This window comes from Actinosynnema sp. CA-299493 (genome assembly GCF_050946825.1).
In the GTDB taxonomy this organism is placed as follows: domain Bacteria; phylum Actinomycetota; class Actinomycetes; order Mycobacteriales; family Pseudonocardiaceae; genus Actinosynnema.
In genome coordinates, this window is record NZ_CP191993.1 from 5,564,680 (window position 1) to 5,583,452 (window position 18,773).

Here is an 18,773-nt window from a genome sequence, read left to right on the forward strand (position 1 = left end):
AACGACGTGTCCAGCGAGGTTTCGACGGAGTGTCTCGTGATCGGCGCCGGCCCGGCTGGGCTCCAGGCGTCGTACCTGCTCTCCCGCGCCGGGCGGGACCACCTGGTGCTGGAGGCCGGTGACGCTCCCGGCGCGTTCTTCGCCCGCTTCCCCCGGCACCGCACCCTGATCTCGATCAACAAGCCGATCACCGGGTGGGACGACCCCGAGCTGAACCTGCGCACCGACTGGAACTCGCTGCTGTCCGACGACCCGACGCTGCTGTTCACCCGCTACACGCCGCGCTACTTCCCGCACGCCGACGACATGGTCCGCTACCTGGCCGACTTCGCCGCCGCGCACGACCTGCCGATCCGCTACGGCACGTCGGTGGTGGAGGTGACCAGGCCGGACGACTTCGTGGTGCGCGACCAGCACGGGAACACCTACCGGGCCCGGCGGGTCATCGTGGCCACCGGCGTGTCCCGGTCCTACGTGCCGCCGATCGACGGGGTGGAGCTCGCCGAGCGCTACGACGAGGTGTCGGTGGACCCGGCCGACTTCACCGGGCAGAAGGTGCTGATCATCGGGCGCGGCAACTCGGCGTTCGAGACCGCCGACAACCTGATCGAGACCGCGTCGGTCATCCACGTCGCCGGTCCCGGCTCGCTGAAGCTGGCGTGGCAGACCCACTTCGTCGGCCACCTGCGCGCGGTCAACAACAACTTCCTCGACACCTACCAGCTCAAGTCGCAGAACGCGCTGCTGGACGGCCGGGTGGTGGACATCCGCCGTGACGGCGACGGCTTCCTGGTGCGGGTGAGCTTCGTGCGGGTCGACGAACGGGTGAAGGAGATCCGCTACGACCGGGTGATCCTGGCGACCGGGTTCCGGTTCGACGCGTCGATCTTCGCACCCGAGTGCCGGCCGCAGCTGACGATCAACGACCGCTTCCCGGACCAGACCGCCGCCTGGGAGTCGGTCAACGTGCCCGACCTGTTCTTCGCGGGCACCATCACGCAGGCCAGGGACTTCAAGAAGTCGACCAGCGGGTTCATCCACGGCTTCCGGTACGGGGTGCGGGCGCTGCACCACGTCCTGGAGCACCGCTACCACGGCGTCGCGTGGCCGAGCCGGGACCTCTCCCCCACCACCGACGCGGTGGTCGAGGCGGTCATCGGACGGGTGAACCGGACCTCGGCGTTGTGGCAGCTGTTCGCGTTCATGGCGGACGCGGTCCTGGTCGGGTCGGACGGCGCCCTCCGCTACGCCGAGGAGGTGCCGCTGGCGCACCTGCACGAGGCGGTCGGCCGGGGCGACTTCGGCGACGTCGAGTCCTACCTGGCGGTGACGCTGGAGTACGGCGAGGGCCACGACCGGGTCAACCCGTTCGACGTCTCGGCGGGCCGGGTGTCCCAGCAGGACACCACCGGGCTCGACGGCCGCTACCTGCACCCGGTCGTCCGGCACTTCCGGGACGGGCTCCTGATCGGCGAGCACCACCTCACCGAGAACCTGGAGAACGAGTGGGACAGCGAGGACGTGCACCGGGCGCCGCTGCTGGCGTTCCTGAACGCCCGACTGGCCCGGACCGCCGCGGTCTCACCGTGAGCACGAAGTCCACCGCGAGCACCGGGTTCACCACGAGCACGAAGTCCACCGCGAGCACCGGGTTCACCGCGAGCACCGGCCTCGCCGGGTTGCACGAGCAGGCCCGCGCGGTGCTCGACCCGGTGCACTACGACTACTACGCGGGCGGCGTCGGCGACGAGGTCGTGCTCGGGGAGAACGAGGCGGCGTTCCGGCGCCTGGCCCTGCTGCCGAGGGTGCTGCGCGGCCGGGTGGCGCGGGACCTCGCGGTCGACCTGCCCGGCGGTCGCCTCGACCTGCCGGTGCTGATCGCGCCGACCGCGTTCCACCGGCTCGCCCACCCGGACGGCGAGCTGGCGACGGCACGGGCCGCGGCGGCGGCGCGGACGGTGCTGGTGTCCGGCATGGCCTCCACCGTGGCGATCGGCGAGGTGGTCGCGGCGGCACGGTCCGCGGCCGCGGACGCCTCCGTCTGGTTCCAGCTCTACCCGCAGCCCGACGAGGACGTGACCGCGTGCCTGGTGGACCGGGCGGAGCGGGCGGGGTGCGCGGCGCTGGTGGTGACCGCCGACTCGCCGGTGTTCGGCCGGCACCGCCGCGACGCCGAGCACGGCTTCCACGACCTGCCGGCCGGGCTCGCGGCGGAGAACATGCGCGACCTGCCCGGTGGTCCACCGGGAGGCGTGCGCGACATCGAGATGTCGCCGTCGGTGTCGTGGGCGCACCTGGACCGGCTGCGGGAGCTGACGTCGTTGCCGGTGTGGCTCAAGGGCGTGCTCCACCCCGGTGACGCGGTGCTCGCGGTCGAGCACGGGATGGCCGGGGTCGTGGTGTCCAACCACGGCGGTCGCCAGTCCGACCTCGCGCCCGCCGCCGTCGAGGCGTTGCCGGCGGTGGTCGACGCGGTGGCGGGCCGGGTGCCGGTGCTGCTGGACGGCGGTGTCCGGAGCGGCGGTGACGTGGCCGTGGCGCTCGCGCTCGGCGCGGCGGCCGTGGGTGTCGGCAGGCCGGCGCTGTGGGGCTTGGCCGCGGCCGGCGAGGCGGGGGTGGCGCGGGTCCTCGACGTGCTGCGCGACGAGTTCGACCACGTCCTCGCGCTGTGCGGCGGGCGTGGACCGGCCGACCTCACCCGGGACCTGGTCGTCGCGCGCGGGACGGGGGTGCCCGCGCGGTGTGGGTGACCGGGCTGCTCGCCGCCGCCGTGGTGCTGACCGCGCCCCGCTGGCTGCCGGCGCGGGTGGTCGCCCTGCGCAAGAAGGTGTTCGAGAAGGTCAACGGGGACAACGCGATCACGTTCCCGAACGCCGACGTCGGGCCGGACCGGTTCCAGGAGGTCTACGGCCACCCGGCGGCGAACGGCCGCAGCCGGGGCGCCGGGCTGTCGGACCTGTTCTGGTACTGGCTCTCCCCCGGCCCCGAGGTGCACCAGGAGCACCTGGAGGCCGGCCCGCGCTACGACGACGTGGCCCGCACGACGCGCGCGCTGCTGGCCGGGCCGGGTGACGCGTTGTCGGCGACGGCGGCCCGCTGCGCCGGGCGGGTGCTCGACGAGGTGGTCACCGGGCGGGTCGCGCTGGTGCGGCTGCGCGACCTGATGACGCCGGTGTGGGCGGAGTACTTCCACGAGCTGGTGTTCGGCGAGCCGTGCCCGCGCGAGGCGCGTGACCTGATCGTGGACCACGCCGACGACGTGGTCACGTCGTTGAAGTGCACCGGCCTGCGCCACCCCGCCCGCCGGGCGCGGCTGACCCGCTACCTGGCCCGGCGGGTCGCGGCGGGCGACGTGCGGCGGCCGTTGCCGGCCGGCCTGTCGCCCACCGAGCAGGTGCACTACCTGCAAGGCACCTTCTTCACCACGGCGGTGGTCCAGATGTCCGAGGCGATGGCGCACCTGCTGCTCGCGCTGGCGCAGCACCCGGACGTGGCGACCCGGCTCGCGGGCGACGAGCGCTACTTCGCCCGCGTCCTGGACGAGACCATGCGGCTCTACCCGCTGTTCGGCATCGCGCACCGCGTCACCACCGGGGACATCGCGCTGGACGGGCGCACCACGCTGCCCGCCGGCTCGGTGCTGTGCTTCAGCTACCCCGACTACCACGCCACCGGCTACGCGCGCCCGGACGTGTTCGACCCGGACCGCTGGGAGGGCGTCCAGGCGCGCACCGCGCACCACATCCCGTTCGGCGTCGCCGCCAACCGGCCGTGCCCGGCGTGGCGGCTGTCCCCGCTGGCGCTGCGCGGGGCGACCGCCGAGGTGCTGCGCCGCGTGACGCTGCACTCCACGGTCACCCACACCCGGTCGTTGCCGAGCCGCGGCCCGTGCCTGCTGGTGCGGGTGGACGAGCCGCTGCCACCGCGCCACCTGGCCGTGCTCGGCGCGTTGCTGCGCGCGCGGGACCGGTGGGAGGACGTGTGGCTCAGCGTCGTCCAGCTCGTGCTGGGCACGGTCATGGTCCTGCACGCCCACCGGCTGCGGCTGGCCGGGCGCTACTTCGACACGCACGACACCCAGGGTCGTCCACTGCGGCCTGAGCCGCCTCCCACCCAGGAGATCACCGAGTGAACCAGATCCAGTTCGCCTTGAAGGTGTTCGCCGCGCTCGCGGTCGTGCTCGCCGCGACGACGTTGTGCGGACGCCTCGCCATGGCGGTCAAGCAGCCCAGGGTGGTCGGCGAGATGGTCGCCGGCGTCCTGCTCGGACCGGCCCTGCTCGGCGCCGTGGCGCCGGGGGCGCAGGCCCTGATCTTCCCGGCGGACGTCAAGGACACCCTGTACGTGCTGAGCACGATCGGGTTGACGTTCTACATGTTCCTGGTCGGGTCCTCGCTCGACCACAGCCTGGCGAGCGGGCAGCAGATGCGGCGGGCGGCGGCGCTCGCGGTGTCGGGCATCGTGCCGACGTTCGCCTTGGGCGCGGGCGCGGCGGCGCTGTTCTTCGGCTCGCTGAGCCCGGACGGCACGACCCGGTGGGAGTTCATGCTCTTCGTCGGCGGCGCGCTGTCGATCACCGCGTTCCCGATGCTCGCGCGGATCCTCCAGGAGCGCGGGATCGCGAACACGCCCATCGGCGGCCTCACCCTGGTCGCGGCGGCGATCGACGACGCGGCGGCGTGGGTCATCCTGGCGGTGATCATCGCGGTCGCGGCGGCGGGCAGCCCGTTCGACGCGGTGGGCACGGTGGCGGGCGCGGCGGTGTTCGCACTGCTGATGCTGACGGTGGGGCGCGCCCTGTTCGCCCGGCTGGGCGCGCGGGTGGAGCGCGAGGGCCGGATGAGCCGCGACGTGATGGCGCTCGTGCTGCTCCTCGTGCTGCTGGCGGGGTGGTTCACCGACTACATCGGCGTGTTCTCGGTGTTCGGCGGGTTCATCACGGGGCTGGCGATGCCGCAGTCGGCGATCGTGCGCCGGGAGTTGGAGACGCGGCTCACGGACCTGAACTCCATCCTGCTGCTGCCGGTGTTCTTCGCGTTCAGCGGGCTCAACACGCAGGTGTCCGGCTTCGGCGCGGGCGGCGCGCTGTGGTGGCCGCTCGCGGTGATCATGGCGGTCGCGTTCGCGGGCAAGTACCTCGGCTGCGCGGTGGTCGTGCGCGCCCAGGGCTTCTCGTGGCGCTACGCGTCGGCGGTCGGCGGGCTGATGAACGCGCGGGGGCTGATGATCCTGATCTTCATCAACATCGGCCTCGCCCACGACCTGGTGACGCCGGAGCTGTTCGCGATCCTCGTCGCGGTCGCGATCGTGACCACCGCCGCCGCGATGCCGATCTACCGGGCGTCCCTGCCCGAGAGCCTGGAGCGCGGCACGACCGACTTCATACCGCCCCCGGTGCCGGCGCCGAACAAGTGACGTTCACCCGGTGGTCGGAGGAGCCGTCGTCGGCGGGCGGCGGCTCCTCGCCGACCTCCAGGTCGGGTGCAGCAGACCGGCGGCGAGGACGACGGGCGACCAGAGGGCCAGCCGCTGCCACACGAGGTCGTCGGTGCGGACGACGTGCAGCTCGTGGTAGACCGCGTGCGGCAGGTGGAACAGCAGCACGCCGATCAGCAGCGCGGCGGCGAACGCCGGTTCCGGCCGCTTCAGGCAGACCAGCGCCAGGGGCGCCAACTGCAACAACGCCAGCCCGTAGTCCCGCACGAGGTGTTCGTTGTAAGGAGGGAAGAGCGCCACCCAGCCGACCTCCCTCGTCGGGTACCCGGCGAAGAACCCCTCCGGGGCCAGCGCCGCCCACAACCCGACCGCCACCTGCAACAGGACCAGCAGCGCGCACCCGACTCGCACCACAGCTCGTGTGCCCACTTCCTCCCCGCCCCCCGCTGAGCGCCGACACCGGTTTCTAGTGGCACGGACCGCACCTCGTGCGCCGAACCGGGGGTAGATCACCCGGTCGAGAACCGCCGTGCCCCGATCGTGAACCGGGCGATGGCCGACGTGCGCACGGTGACTCGGGCCGGGCCGGGCCGGGGTCGGGGTCGAGGTCGGGCGTGTGCGGCCGGCTCTGGAAGCGGGCCGGCCGCACGCGCGTCGCTACGTCATCCGCCGGTTCCCGGCGCCGGCCGGCGTCCCGACCTCCTCCAGACCGGTCAGGGCCTGCGGCAACGGGCCTTGGTGCAGGACGCCGAGGCGCTGGGTGGCCCGGGTGAGCGCGACGTAGAGCTCGGCCGCGCCGCGCGGGCCGTCGGCGAGGATCCGCGCCGGTTCCACGACCAGGACGGCGTCGTACTCCAGGCCCTTCGTCTCCGACGCGGGCACCGTGCCCGCCATGCCCGCCGGCCCGATGACCACGCTGGTGCCCACCCGGCCGGCCTCGTCCCGGACGAACTCCTCGATGGCGGCGGGCAGCTCGTCCGCCGCGACCCGCCTCGACCACGGCTGGACGCCGCACGCGCGGACCGACTCCGGCGGTTGGACGGCCGGGGCGAACTCGGCGAGCAGCGCGCCGGCGACGGCCATGATCTCCGCCGGGGTGCGGTAGTTCACGGTCAGCGCCCGGTAGACCCAGCGGCCGGGCACGTACGGCTCCAGCATCGCGTCCCACGACGTCGCACCGGCCTCGGACCGGCGTTGCGCGAGGTCGCCGACCACCGTGAACGACCGGCCCGGGCAACGCCGCATCAGCACCCGCCAGTCCATCTCGGACAGCTCCTGCGCCTCGTCGACCACGACGTGCCGGTAGGTCCAGTCCCGGTCGGCGGTGGCGCGCTCGACCAGGTCGCGCGTGTCGCGTTCGAGGACGCGGTCCGCCAGGTCCTCGGCGTACAGCAGGTCCGTGGCGTACAGGTGGTCTTCGTCGTCCATCGAGTCCTGGCGGCCGTGGAGGCTGTCCAGCACGTTCGCGGCGTACTCGGCCGCCGCCTTCCGCTGCCGCTCGGCGGTCCGGTCGGCGGCCTGGTCCCGGCCGAGCAGGTCCACCAGCTCGTCGAGCAACGGCACGTCCGACACCGTCCAGGCGTCGCCGTCGGCACGCCACAACGCCTCGTCCGCGCCCGCCGCCCGCAGCCGTTCACGGGACGTGTACAGCGAGGACAGCAGCGCGGCCGGCGTCAGGATCGGCCACAGCTCGTCGAGCACGGCGACGAACTTGTCGTCCTGCGCGAGCTCCTTGACCAGGTCCGCCCGCAGGCGGTCCCACGCCTCCTTGTTCTCCCTGGTCAGCCAACCGCGGCCGATCCGACCGATCGCCCGTTCGGTGAGCACGTAGGTGATGATCTCGCCGAACACCGCGCGGGCCTCGTTGTGCGGCAGCCCGCTCGCGCGCGCCTCGTCCCTGGCCCACTCCGCGGTGGCGGCGTCGATCCGCGCCGGGCCGCCACCCAGTTCGATCGTCAACGGCTCCGCCGGCAACCGCTGCCGGTCGGCCACCGCCGCCGCGAGCACGTCGAGGATCTTCACCGAGCCCTTGAGCCGCGCGGCGGCCGGCGTGTCGTCGGCCGTGGCGCGCAGACCGGGCACCAGGTCGCCCGGCGTCATGAACACCACGTCGGACTCGCCGAGCGACGGCAGCACGCGGCCGATGTGGTTCAGGAACGCCGGGTTGGGCCCGACCACGAGCACACCGTGCCGCTCCATCCGCTCGCGCTGGGTGTAGAGCAGGTAGGCGACGCGGTGCAGCGCGACCACGGTCTTGCCGGTGCCCGGTCCGCCCTCGATCACCAGCACGCCGGGGTGGTCGAGCCGGATGATCTCGTCCTGCTCGGACTGGATCGTCGCGACGATGTCGCGCATGCCCTCACCGCGCGGCGCGTTGACCGCCGCGAGCAGGGCGGCGTCACCGCGCTCGCCGCCGTCGGGGCGGCCGAGCACCTCGTCGGTGAAATCGGCCACCAGGCGACCACGCGTGTGGAACTGCCGGCGGCGGCGCATGTTCTCCGGGTTCGCGGCGGTGGCGACGTAGAAGGGGCGCGACGCGGGCGCGCGCCAGTCGAGCAGCACCGGCTCGTACTCGTCGCCCTCGTCGAACAGCCCGATCCGCCCGATGTAGGAGCGCTCGCCCGTGAGGGTGTCCAACCGGCCGAAGCACAGCCCGTTGTCGGCCACGTCCAGCCGTTTCGCCTCCTTGGCCAGCGTGCGGACCTCGACGTCGCGCTCCATGGGCGTGCCGCCGGTGCCGCGCAGCGCCGCGTCGTACTCCCCCTTCACCCGCGCGCGTTCGGCGTCCAGCCGACGGTAGAGCCCGGCCACGTAGCCGCGCTCGGACCGCAGTTCGTCTTCGTACCCCTGAGTTGACACATGCCCCTCACAGCGCTAACTTGGTATTAGATTCGGCGGGTTCTCCACTGCATTCCGGAGCACACGCCGACTTTCTATTGTCCGGCCTCTGTCAAGCCCCCTCGCGCACCGCGCGGCAGCGGGCGTCGTGCACGGGCCGCACCCAGTCTTCCACCGGTCGCGCGACCACTCCCCCGCGCACCGCTGTCAATCCTTGATGTTAACGCGAACATCGAACATACTCGCCGCTGGAGCACCTGTCTGCGCTGACAGGAAGCGCTGATCGAGCACGGCCCTGTTAGCGCTCACCAAGCCCGTCCGCAGGCAGCACCGCACCGATCGTGACCCACCCCGTGATCAAGGGAGATCACCCGTGCCACGAACATCGACGAGGATCGGCGCGCTGGTCGCCGCCGTCGCCCTGCTGTTCACGTCCTGGTCGGTGACCACCGACCGGCGCGCCGAGGCGCTGGAGCCGTTCACCGGCTACCTGATGGCGCACTTCACCGGCGAGCACGCGACCGGCGAGCAGATCTACCTCGCGCACAGCCGCGACGGCCTGCGCTGGACCGACCTGAACAACGGCGCGCCCGTGCTGCTGTCCACCGTGGGCACGCGCGGTGTGCGCGATCCCGCGCTCGTCCGGTCCCCCGCCGGCGACCGGTACTGGATCATCGCCACCGACCTGCGCATCGCGAGCGGCACGTCGTGGTCCGACGCCGCCAACCGGGGCAGCAAGTCGCTGGTCGTGTGGGAGTCGACCGACCTCGTCACCTGGTCCGCGCCGCGGCTGCTCGACGTCGCGTCCGGCATCTCCGGCGCGGGCAACGCCTGGGCGCCGGAGGCCATCTACGACCCCGCGTCCGGCGAGTACGTCGTCTACTGGGCGACCAACGCCGCGCTCAACGGCGTCACCAAGCACCGCATCTACTACGTCCGCACCAAGGACTTCCGGACCGTCACCACGCCGGTGCTCTACATCGACCGGGGCGCGGGCCAGGGCATCATCGACACCCAGATCGTCGAGTCGCCCGGCAGCGTCGGCGGCTACCGCTACTACCGGGCCTCCGCCGACGGCCACATCACCGTCGAGGGCAGCAACTCGGTCCTCGGCTCGTGGACGACCATCGGCAACCTCTCGCACATGGGCATCTCCAACGGCACCGGCGGCGGCAACGTGGTCGAGGGCCCGATGTGGATGCAGTTCAACGGCCGCAACGAGTGGGCGCTGTGGCTGGACCAGTACGCCACCGGCCGCGGGTACATGCCGATCGCCTCGACCAACCTCGGCAGCACCCGCAACTTCCGCGCGGTGTCGGACTACAACCTCGGCGCCACCCGCAAGCGGCACGGCTCGATCCTCAACCTCACCGCCGCCGAGGAGGGCCGCGTCCTGGCCAAGTGGGGCACGACCGGCCCGGTCAACCGCATCCAGTCCTACAACTTCCAGGACCGGTACGTGCGCCACGCCGACTTCGACGTGCGCATCGACCCGAACGTCAGCCCGGCCCAGGACGCCCAGTTCCGGGTGATGCCGGGTCTGGCGGGCACCGGGACCGTGTCGTTCCAGTCGGTCAACTACCCCGGCTACTACCTGCGGCACAACAACTTCGACTTCGTCCTCGCGGCGGACGACGGCACCTCGGCGTTCAAGGCCGACGCCACGTTCCGCCAGGTCGCCGGGCTCGCCTCGGCGTCGTGGTCGTCGTTCCAGGCCTACAGCCACCCCGACCGGTACCTTCGGCACTACGCCTACCAGCTCCGGCTCGACCAGATCACCGACGCGACGGGCCGCGCCGACGCCACGTTCCGGTTGACCACGTGACAGGGCGGGGGTGGGCGCTCGCGGCGCCCACCCCCGTCACGTCACCAGTAGCTGCGCCAGTCGGGCCGCAGCCGGCGGCTCAGGGCTTCCAGGTAGAAGTAGTCGCCCCAGAGGCTCCCCTCGTCCACCCCGACGTCCTTGGGCTTGTCGTAGACGCCGTGCAGGAGCAGCGCGGTGGACCCGGGCTCGCGCGCGGCCGAGTACGCGGTGGCCAGGCTGTCCAGGATGGCGTCGGCCTCGGCGCGGTAGCGCAGGGCCGCGTCCTGGTCCGCCAGGTGGTCCGCGAGCTCGTACAGGCCGCACGCGGCGATGGCGGCGGCCGAGGAGTCGCGTTCCTGGCCGCTGCCGTCGCCGAACACGAGGTCCCAGTAGGCGATGCGGTCCTCCGGCAGGCGGGTGAGGAAGTAGTCGGCGCAGCGCCTGGCCGCGTCGAGGAACGACTCCCGCCGCGCGTGCCGGTAGCCGAGGGCGAAGCCGTAGATGCCCCACGCCTGCCCGCGTGCCCAGCAGGAACCGTCCTGGTGCCCCTGCTCGGTGCCGCCGCGCAGCGGTTCGCCGGTCTCCGGGTCCCAGTAGTAGGTGTGGAACGTGGTGCCGTCCGGCCGGATGACGTGCTGCCGCAGCTGCTCGGTGTGCCGGATGGCGGCGTCGAAGTACGACGGCGTGCCGGTCGTCTCGGCCGCCCAGTACAGCAGCGGCACGTTCATCAGGCTGTCGACGATCGTGCGGCCGCGTTGCAGCGGGTTCTCCAGGTCGCCCCAGGCCTGCAGGATGCCCGCGGGTTCGAGGAAGCGGTCCATCAGGTGGTCCGCGGCCTTCAGCGCGGCGTCGCGCGCCCGCTCGTCGCCGAGCAGCCGGTACGGCGTCACGCAGGACAGGGTGTAGAGGAAGCCGAGGTCGTGGGTGTCCAGGTCGACCTCGCGCCGGACGCGGTCGGTGAAGCTGTCGACCTGGCGTCGCGCGGCATCCCGCACGTCCTCGTCGCCGGTGGCCTCCCAGACCAGCCACAGCATCCCCGGCCAGAAGCCGGTGGTCCAGCCGACGTTGGCCCCTTCGGGTTGGCCGTCGCGCGGCGTGCGCGGCCGGTACGCGCCCGCGGTGGTCGTGTCGTCCGGGTACCAGGCGGTGAAGTCGGCGATGTTGCCCCGGACGGTCGCCACGGCGGCGTTCCAGGCCACGGCCAGGTGGTCGGTGGTCGGTGCGGCGCGGTCTGCTTCCGCGGACATGGTTCTCCCTCAGAACTGGTGACGGGACGACGGGCGCGGGTCAGCGCGCCGCGGCGGGACGAGGGTCGGGCTCGGAGCCCGCAACGGCGCGGAGGGGCTTCAGGGTCGCGCGGCTGCCCACCCAGACGACGTAGAGCGCCGGGCCGGTCAGCAGGGCGAGCGCCGGCAGGGGCATGGCGCCCACGGCCCCGGCCAGCACCCACAGCGCCACCAGCGACACCGCGGTGAGGTGCGGGCGGCGCAGTGCCAGGAACAGGCAGGCCCGCAGGAGGCGCCGCAGGGGCGCGTCCGGGTGTTCGACCACGCCGGTGAGCGCCACCAGCGCGGTCGCCGCGGTGAGCACGGCGAGCACGGCCAGGACCGGGATGGCGACGGCCCCGACGGGTGAACCCCAGGCCGCGCGGACGTCGACGGCCAGGACGACCAGGAGGGCGGACGCGGCGCCGGCCACGATCGCCGACCGGCGGGCGTGCCGGCGCCACGCGCGCAGGAACCCCCGCACGACCGGCGTGCCGTCGTCCCGCGAGAGGGAGCCGAACACCGCGTGCGCGGCGGCGAAGGCCGGGCCGAGGAACGGGGCCGTCAGCGCCAGCAGCGGCCAACTGGCCGTGACCGGCGTGAACAGCAGCACGGCCAGGAACGGCGCGCTCGCGCCCACCACGAGGGCGCTGGTGGCCAGCAGCGCGTAGGCGGTGGCGAACACGCGGTTGTAGATCTCGTGCTTCACCCCGGTCAGCCCTTCAGCCCGCTGGTCGCGACGCCCTGGACGAAGTACTTCTGCCCGAGCAGGAACACGATCGCGATGGGCACCACGGACAGCACCGAGCCGGTCATGATCAGCGCGTGCTCGGCGCTGTACTCGCTGACGAACGACTTCAGCCCCAGCTGGATGGTCCACAGGTCCGGGTCGCGCAGGTAGATCAGCGGGCCGAGGTAGTCGTTCCACGTGGTGACGAAGGTGAGCAGGGCCAGGCTGGCGAGGGCGGGCACGGACAGCGGCAGCATGATCCGGAAGTAGATGCCGTACTCGCTGAGGCCGTCCACCCTGGCGGCCTCGCACAGCTCGTCGGGGATGGTCAGGTAGTACTGCCGCATCAGGAACACGCCGAAGGCGCTGAACGCCTGCAGCGCGATGACCGCCCACGGCGTGTTGGTCAGGCCGACCTCGGACATCATGATGAACTGCGGGATCATGTACGCCTGCCACGGCACCGCGATCGTGCCGATGTAGACCAGGAACAGCAGGTTGCGCCCCGGGAAGCGGGCCTTGGCGAAGCCGTAGGCGGCGAAGCTGCCGGTGAACAGCTGGAGCACGGTGACGGCCACCGAGAGGAAGACCGTGTTCTTCAGCCACACCAGCATGTCCGAGACGCGCCAGATCTCGACGTAGTTCGCCCACTGCGGCGACTCCGGGAACCAGGTCACCGGGATGGCGAAGACGCCGTTGGCGGTCTTCAGCGAGGAGGACACCATCCAGAAGAACGGCAGCAGCAGCCCGGCCGCCGCCACCACGAGGACGGCGTACCCCAGGACCTTGCCCGGCGCGGGGAACCGCGTGCCACCGCGTTCGGACGGCGTGGCGGGACCGGCGCCGGTCGTCCCGGGCGCGGCGAGGTCGGGCAGGGTGTGCGGGGCGGCCATCAGGCGTTCCTCCTGCGGTTGACGGCGAACTGCACGACCGTGACCAGCATGCAGAGCGCGAACAGCACGACGGAGATCGCGGAGGCGTAGCCGAACCGGTTCTCCACCAGGCCCTTCTGGTAGATGTACTGGGACAGCACCAGGGTCGACTGGCCGGGGCCGCCGTTGGTCATCACCAGGATCAGGTCGAAGACCTTGAAGCTGCCGATGGTGAGCATCACCGTGACGAAGAACGTGGTGGGGCGCAGGCACGGCAGGGTCACGTTGCGGAAGCGCTGCCAGGCGGTCGCGCCGTCGATGCGGGCGGCCTCGTGCAGCTCGGGCGGGACGGTCTGCAACCCGGCCAGGAAGAGGAGCATGTAGTAGCCCATCTCGCGCCAGACCCCGACGATGATCACGGCGGGCATGGCCCAGGTCGAGGACGCGGTCCAGCCGGGCGGGTCGTCCACCCCGACCAGGCCCAGGACCTGGTTGATCGGTCCGGCGTCGCGGCTGAACAGCAGGTTCCACGCGATGGCGATGGCCACGATCGAGGTGACGTAGGGGAAGAACGCGGCGGTGCGGAAGAACGCGACGCCGCGCAGCTTGCGGTTGAGCAGCAGGGCCAGGCCCAGGCTCGTCGCCAGCGTGAGCGGGATGTGGAACGCCGAGTAGTACAGCGTGTTGAGCAGCGCGGTGTGGAAGCTCGCGTCCTGGAGCAGGCGGGTGAAGTTGTCCAGCCCGATCCACTTGGCCTTGCCGAAGACGTTCCAGTTGGTGAACGAGATGTAGAACAGCGCGACGACCGGCCCCAGGGTGAGCAGGCCGAAGCCGAGGAAGTTCGGCAGGACGAACGACGCGCCCTGCAGTGACCGGCGCGCCCGGTACCACCGCTTCGTGCGGTCCGTCGCGGTGCGGCGCGGACTGCCGACCGTCGTGGTGCTCATCGGCTCTCTGTGCTCCTGCGTAGGTGGTGTGCTCGGGGCGGCGCGGGCCCGGGGACGCCGGGCCCGCGCCGGGGCGTCACTTGGAGTCGAGGACCTCGCTGCGGGCCCGTGCGCCCGCCTTGGCGAGCGCCTCGTCCACCGGGGTGCTCTTGGACATGATCGCCGAGTGCGTCTCCTGGAGGATGTTCTGCAACGCGGCCGTCTGCGCCGAGACGGGGTTCTCCGGGCGGGTGTCGTGGTTGGTGAAGGCGAACAGCGAGAGCTCGTCGGTCGGCACGCCCTGGACCTCGAAGTACGCCTTGGCCACCTGCTCGGTCAGCGCCGCGGGCGTGATGCCGATGGACGCCAGCGCGGTGGCGCCGCCCTCCCCCGCCACGTAGGACAGGAACTCCTTGGCCGCCTTGACCTTGTTCTCGTCGATGGCGGCGTTGATGCCCAGGCCGGTGGGGTCGCCGAAGGTGACCGGCTTGTCCTTGGTGCTCGCGTCGCGCTGCGGCGCCGGGGCGAAGCCCCACTGGAACGCCTGCGCGTCGCCCTTCTTCTGCTGCGCGACGAGGGTGGCGACGTACCAGCTGCCCATCAGCATCGTCGCCGCCTGCTGCGTGCCGAACTGCGCTTGGTACTGGAGCGTGTTCGTGGTGGCCGTGCCGTAGTCCACCTGCGCGCCCGCCTCCTGCTGCTCCAGGGCTCGCTGGTAGTAGGGCGCGTAGTAGCCGTAGTCACCGCTGTTGAGGTCCGCGCCCGGGGTCTGGGCCAGCGCCAGGCCCTGCACCGTGGACTGCCACACGTGCTGGTAGGCGGCCTTGGCCGGGGAGCCCGCGGTCTTCAGCCCCGCCGCGAGGTCCGCCACGGTCCGCTCGTACTCCGCCCACGTCCACGCCTCGGTGGGCGGCGTCACGCCGGCCGCCGCGAAGAGGTCCTTGTTGTAGAAGACGTACCAGGAGTCCTGGCGGTACGGCACGGAGTAGGTGACACCGTCCACTTTGTAGTTGCCCAGGCCGTTCACCTTGTCGCCCAAGGCGTCGGCGACGTCGGAGACGTCCAGCAGCTGCTCGCCGGCCTGGTAGGTGATGAAGTTCTTGAGGGTCTTGTGGGCGAAGACGTCGGGTCCGCTGCCGGCAGCCAGGTCGGCGGTCAGCTGGGTGTCGTAGTTGGTGGCGTCGTACTCCTTGAACTCCACCTTCACGTCGGGGTTCTGCTGGTGGAACCCGTCGGCGAGCTTCTGGAACTCCGGGGTGGAGCTGAGGCTCCACGCGCTCATCGTCAAGGTGACCGGCCCGCCGCTGTCGGCGGCTTCGTCGGCGCCGCAGGCGGTGGCGGTGAGGGTGAGGGCGGTGACGGCGACCGCGAGGGCGGTCCGCCTGGCATGGCGGTGTCGCATGGTCCTTCACTTCCTGGTCGAGCGGTGGGGAGGACGGGGAGTGCTCAAGCGGCGCCGGGTGGCGGGCCGCCGGTCAGGACAGCGCGGTGCGGGTCCGCGCGCCGTCGGGCCACCGGGTGGTGACCCAGGTCGTCGTGCCACCGCGCGACAGCCGCACCTCGGGTTCGGCCGACCAGGGCCGGGCGTCGCGGGTCAGTTCGAGCAGCGCGGCGAACCACTCGCCGGGCAGGACGGGGTGGCGCGTCCACGGCACCGCGGCGACCGGTCCCAGCGGACTCGCGTCCGCGTGCCGGGACACTCCCGAGTCGGTCACCTCCCCCAGGAGGACCACGAGCGTCGACCGCGCTCCGCCGTCGCCGCGGGCGCACGGCGGGTCGGTGGCGAGGGTCGCCGGCTCCGCGCCCGTGACGGCCCACCCGGACAGCCTCAGGCTCACCGGCGGGCGGTCGGGGGAGACCTCGTCGACCCGGACCAGGCGCACCTCCCACGGACCGCGGACGAGCGAGTGCACCGCGACCGTCCCGGCGTCGTGGTGGCGGCCCTCCCACCCCGAACCGTGGTGCTTCTGCGCGTCGTCGGGCTCCAGCCAGCGCACCGCGCCGGACGAGGACGCGGTTCCCACGGCGACCCCGTCGACGTCGAGCACCTCCGTCGGTCCGAGCGCCATGCCGGACCGGTGGGACGCCCGGCCCTCGGCGTCCACCAGCACGACGGCCTGGTCGTGCGGGTCGACCCAGCTGCCGTGGTCCAGCAGCGGACTGGTGGCGGTGGAGTAGCCGAAGCGCGCGTAGAGCGGTGAATCGCCCCTGGTGTCGCCGGGGAGGGCGTGGTCCGTGCCGTGGTTGACGATCCGCACGACGCCGTCGGCGGCGGTGCCGCTCACCAGCCAGCCCGGCGCCTCGACCGCCCGCAGGTAGTCGCCCCGCTCGATCGGCAGGGGCAGTTCGTCGGCCGCCCACACCGGGTGGTCGACGGGCAGGACCAGTCCGAGCATGCCCTTCACGGCCCAGTACGGCGAGCCCGGACCCGAGTACGACTGCGCGAGCCGCGGCCACCGGCCGTGCCAGCCGAGTGGCAGCAGGCCGCGCTCGTCGAGGCCGTCCCGGTCGACGAAGTGGCGCACGACGCTCGACGCCGCCCGGCGCAGCACCCCCGCCGGCGTGGACGGCACCCCGGCGAGCACCCCGGCCCAGAACGGCGCGCCGGCGGCGAACCGGTAGGTCAGGCTGCGGCCCTGGAGCAGCGGCGACCCGTCGGCGCCGACCAGGTGGACGGCGTCGAGCAGGTAGCGGTCGAGCAGCGCGTCGTCCCGCGCCCGGCGGTCCTCGGCGAAGCCCACCGCACCCGGCATCCGCGACCACAGCAGCGGGTAGACGTGCAACGCCCAGCCCACGTAGTGGTCGAACGAGCGCTCGTGGCCATCGGCCATCCAGCCGCCCTCGCGGAGGAAGCCGTCGTGGGTGGCGAGGTCCTCGGCGACGTCCTCGGCGGACCAGGGACCGCCGACCGACCGCAGGAACGCCTGCACGACCAGCCGGAACCACACCCAGTTGGTCTGCGGGTAGGTCCGGTCGCCCACCGCGGGGGCGAGGTAGTCGACGAACCGCTCCTGGACGGCCGGGTCGAGCCGGTCCCACAGCCACGGGCGGGTCAGGTCGAGGGCGAGGGCCAGCGAGGCGGCCTCGACCTTGGCCTGACCGTGTTCGTCCAGGCGCACCCAGCGCTCGGGGGACGAGGGATCGGTGCCCGCCGCGATGCCCTCGGCGTAGAACTCCACGAGGTTGTCCGGGTCGGCTCCGCGCTCACCCGCGATCCGGAACCCGGCGAGCAGGAACGTGCGGGCGAAGCCCTCCAGACCGTCCACCTCGGTCCCGTACCCCCCGGCCGGTCCGGGCAGGGTGATGCGCGCGTGCCCCGGCGACGCGTACGGGCGCACGGCGCGCAGCATGGCGTCGGCCGTGTCCGCCCACTTCTCGCGGGTCCACCCGCCGGGCGGGGTCGGTGGTGCGTCTGCCCTCAGGAGAGGTTCGGGCGGCATGTGCTCGTCGTCCTTCTTCGTCGAAGGCGTTCGATCAAAAACAGCACAGTTGCTTTCGTTTTTGATCGCTTTGGCTGTCAAGCAGTAAATACGTGCAGGACCGATCGTGTCAAGACTCACATGAACACTTCAGTCTCGGACCACCACCGCCTGCCGCGGTGAGGCGCCCCCGTGAGCCGCCCACATAATTGGGGCTTCGCTTCGATCAACGACGAGAGGACGTGCGGTGACGAAAGCGCGCATGGGGCACGGTGCGGCCGGCAGGATGCGGGTGGCGGTCCGGCCGCCCGTAGGACCCCGGCCCGACGCCACGGCGCCGTCGCCCCACGTCACCGCGGCGGAGGCGTCGTGAGCTCCGAGTCCCGCACGCTCGCCGCGAGGAGGCGCGCGTCGATCCTCGAAGCGCTGCACCGGGACGGCATGGTCCGGATCTCCGACCTGAGCGACAAGATGGGCGTCACCGCCGTGACGCTGCGCCGCGACATCGCCCACCTCGACGGCGAGGGCCTGCTGCGCCGCGTGCACGGGGGCGCCACGCTGCCCACCGCCGAACTGCTGCCGCCCGCCGTGCAGCCGTCGGACGTCCCGGCGCAACCGGCGTACTTCGGCGCCGCGGGCATGCTGGTCCCCTCGCTCGACTACTACTGGCCGGAAGTGGTGCGCGGCGCGGAGGAGGAGGCGTCCGCGAACGGGTTGCGGATCCTGCTGCGGGGTTCGTCCTACGAGAGCGCCGACGACCGGCCCCAGCTGGAGCGGCTGCTGGACAACGAGGACGTGTGCGGGCTGATCGCCGCGCCGAGCCTGACCGCGCCGTCGGCGGCGGCCACGATCGAGTGGCTGAGCACCATCGACACCCCGGTCGTGCTCGTCGAGCGCGTCGCGACGGTCGGCCCGCGCCAGGCGGTCGTGGAGTCGGTGGTGTCCGACCACGCCCTGGGCGCGGCCATGGCCGTGCACCACCTCGTGTCCCTGGGCCACCGCAAGGTCGGCATGGTGACCAGCGAGAACAGCCCGACCTCGCCGCACGTGCACCGGGGCTGGTCCGACGCGTGCGCCGAGACCGGCCTGGACTGGAAGGCCACTGTGGACACCGCGGTCCCGACGCCCGGCACGGTCGGGTGGGACACCGCGCTGGACGAGGTGCTCGACGGGTTGGCCGCCACCGGCACCACGGCGGTGCTCGTGCACGCCGACACCGAGGCGATGGCCCTGGTCCAGCGCGCCGAGCAGCGCGGCATCCAGGTGCCCGCCGGGTTGTCGGTGGTGGCCTACGACGACGAGGTGGCCGCGCTGTTCACCCCGGCGCTCACCGCCGTGCGCCCGGCGCGCCGCTCCATCGGCCGGGCGGCGGTGTCGCTGCTGGCCGCCCGGCTGCACGACCCCGACCGCCCCGCGCACCGGGTGGTGATCACCCCGTCCCTGCGCGTGCGCGGCTCGTCGGTCCCGCCGCCCCGCTGACCGG

Annotated in this window: 14 protein-coding genes; 6 read left to right on the forward strand and 8 right to left on the reverse strand. The window is 72.5% G+C overall.

Annotation, left to right across the window (positions count from 1 at the left end; all coding sequences use genetic code 11):
- The first annotated feature begins 6 nt into the window (after window positions 1-6).
- Genes ACQPYE_RS23240 through ACQPYE_RS23255 form a run of 4 tightly spaced genes read left to right on the forward strand, consistent with a single transcriptional unit; the run spans window position 7 to window position 5,415 of the window.
- Complete coding sequence (locus ACQPYE_RS23240) at window positions 7-1,590, forward strand: NAD(P)-binding domain-containing protein (protein WP_498714427.1); 1,584 nt, start codon at window positions 7-9, stop codon at window positions 1,588-1,590.
- Window positions 1,587-2,750, forward strand: coding sequence for an alpha-hydroxy acid oxidase (locus ACQPYE_RS23245; RefSeq protein WP_498714429.1), 1,164 nt, complete (start codon window positions 1,587-1,589; stop codon window positions 2,748-2,750). Before ACQPYE_RS23240 ends, ACQPYE_RS23245 begins: the two co-directional genes overlap by 4 nt.
- Complete coding sequence (locus ACQPYE_RS23250; protein WP_498714431.1) at window positions 2,741-4,132, forward strand: cytochrome P450; 1,392 nt, start codon at window positions 2,741-2,743, stop codon at window positions 4,130-4,132. Before ACQPYE_RS23245 ends, ACQPYE_RS23250 begins: the two co-directional genes overlap by 10 nt.
- A complete protein-coding gene (locus ACQPYE_RS23255; RefSeq protein ID WP_498714433.1) occupies window positions 4,129-5,415 on the forward strand; it encodes a cation:proton antiporter in 1,287 nt (428 codons plus the stop codon). Before ACQPYE_RS23250 ends, ACQPYE_RS23255 begins: the two co-directional genes overlap by 4 nt.
- Before the next feature lie 3 nt (window positions 5,416-5,418).
- Here the strand turns inward: ACQPYE_RS23255 and ACQPYE_RS23260 are convergent, their stop codons facing one another.
- Both ACQPYE_RS23260 and helR read right to left on the reverse strand, forming a co-directional pair.
- Window positions 5,419-5,847 (reverse strand): hypothetical protein, encoded by a 429-nt coding sequence (locus tag ACQPYE_RS23260; RefSeq protein WP_498714436.1) that lies wholly within the window; start codon window positions 5,845-5,847, stop codon window positions 5,419-5,421.
- Window positions 5,848-6,093: 246 nt separating this feature from the next.
- Window positions 6,094-8,295, reverse strand: coding sequence for an RNA polymerase recycling motor ATPase HelR (gene helR, locus ACQPYE_RS23265; RefSeq protein WP_498714438.1), 2,202 nt, complete (start codon window positions 8,293-8,295; stop codon window positions 6,094-6,096).
- A gap of 352 nt (window positions 8,296-8,647) precedes the next feature.
- On the opposite strand from helR, the gene ACQPYE_RS23270 reads away from it, so the two are divergent.
- Entirely contained in the window at window positions 8,648-10,099 is a 1,452-nt protein-coding gene (locus ACQPYE_RS23270; RefSeq protein ID WP_498714440.1) for a glycoside hydrolase family 43 protein, read from the forward strand.
- A gap of 41 nt (window positions 10,100-10,140) precedes the next feature.
- Here ACQPYE_RS23270 and ACQPYE_RS23275 read toward each other — a convergent pair whose 3' ends face one another.
- The 6 genes from ACQPYE_RS23275 to ACQPYE_RS23300 all read right to left on the reverse strand — a co-directional run bounded on the left by ACQPYE_RS23275 (window position 10,141) and on the right by ACQPYE_RS23300 (window position 17,311).
- Window positions 10,141-11,325, reverse strand: a complete 1,185-nt coding sequence (locus tag ACQPYE_RS23275; RefSeq protein WP_498714442.1) for a glycoside hydrolase family 88 protein — start codon at window positions 11,323-11,325, stop codon at window positions 10,141-10,143.
- A 40-nt stretch (window positions 11,326-11,365) separates the two neighbouring features.
- A complete protein-coding gene (locus ACQPYE_RS23280) occupies window positions 11,366-12,052 on the reverse strand; it encodes a hypothetical protein (protein ID WP_498714444.1) in 687 nt (228 codons plus the stop codon).
- A 5-nt stretch (window positions 12,053-12,057) separates the two neighbouring features.
- A complete protein-coding gene (locus ACQPYE_RS23285; RefSeq protein WP_498714446.1) occupies window positions 12,058-12,966 on the reverse strand; it encodes a carbohydrate ABC transporter permease in 909 nt (302 codons plus the stop codon).
- Entirely contained in the window at window positions 12,966-13,892 is a 927-nt protein-coding gene (locus tag ACQPYE_RS23290) for a carbohydrate ABC transporter permease (protein WP_498714448.1), read from the reverse strand. Before ACQPYE_RS23290 ends, ACQPYE_RS23285 begins: the two co-directional genes overlap by 1 nt.
- A 76-nt stretch (window positions 13,893-13,968) precedes the next feature.
- Window positions 13,969-15,273, reverse strand: coding sequence for an ABC transporter substrate-binding protein (locus ACQPYE_RS23295; protein ID WP_498714450.1), 1,305 nt, complete (start codon window positions 15,271-15,273; stop codon window positions 13,969-13,971).
- A gap of 73 nt (window positions 15,274-15,346) precedes the next feature.
- On the reverse strand, window positions 15,347-17,311 hold the full coding sequence (locus ACQPYE_RS23300; protein ID WP_498714452.1) for a DUF2264 domain-containing protein: 1,965 nt from the start codon (window positions 17,309-17,311) through the stop codon (window positions 15,347-15,349).
- A gap of 348 nt (window positions 17,312-17,659) precedes the next feature.
- On the opposite strand from ACQPYE_RS23300, the gene ACQPYE_RS23305 reads away from it, so the two are divergent.
- On the forward strand, window positions 17,660-18,769 hold the full coding sequence (locus ACQPYE_RS23305; protein ID WP_498714454.1) for a LacI family DNA-binding transcriptional regulator: 1,110 nt from the start codon (window positions 17,660-17,662) through the stop codon (window positions 18,767-18,769).
- Window positions 18,770-18,773: the final 4 nt, after the last annotated feature.

What these genes read in the sequence shown, in the direction of transcription:
- ACQPYE_RS23285 (WP_498714446.1), bottom strand. Translation starts at nt 12,966, where the DNA reads ATGGCCGCCCCGCACACCCTGCCCGACCTCGCCGCGCCCGGGACGACC.
- ACQPYE_RS23290 (WP_498714448.1), bottom strand. Translation starts at nt 13,892, where the DNA reads ATGAGCACCACGACGGTCGGCAGTCCGCGCCGCACCGCGACGGACCGC.
- ACQPYE_RS23275 (WP_498714442.1), bottom strand. Translation starts at nt 11,325, where the DNA reads ATGTCCGCGGAAGCAGACCGCGCCGCACCGACCACCGACCACCTGGCC.
- ACQPYE_RS23295 (WP_498714450.1), bottom strand. Translation starts at nt 15,273, where the DNA reads ATGCGACACCGCCATGCCAGGCGGACCGCCCTCGCGGTCGCCGTCACC.
- ACQPYE_RS23300 (WP_498714452.1), bottom strand. Translation starts at nt 17,311, where the DNA reads ATGCCGCCCGAACCTCTCCTGAGGGCAGACGCACCACCGACCCCGCCC.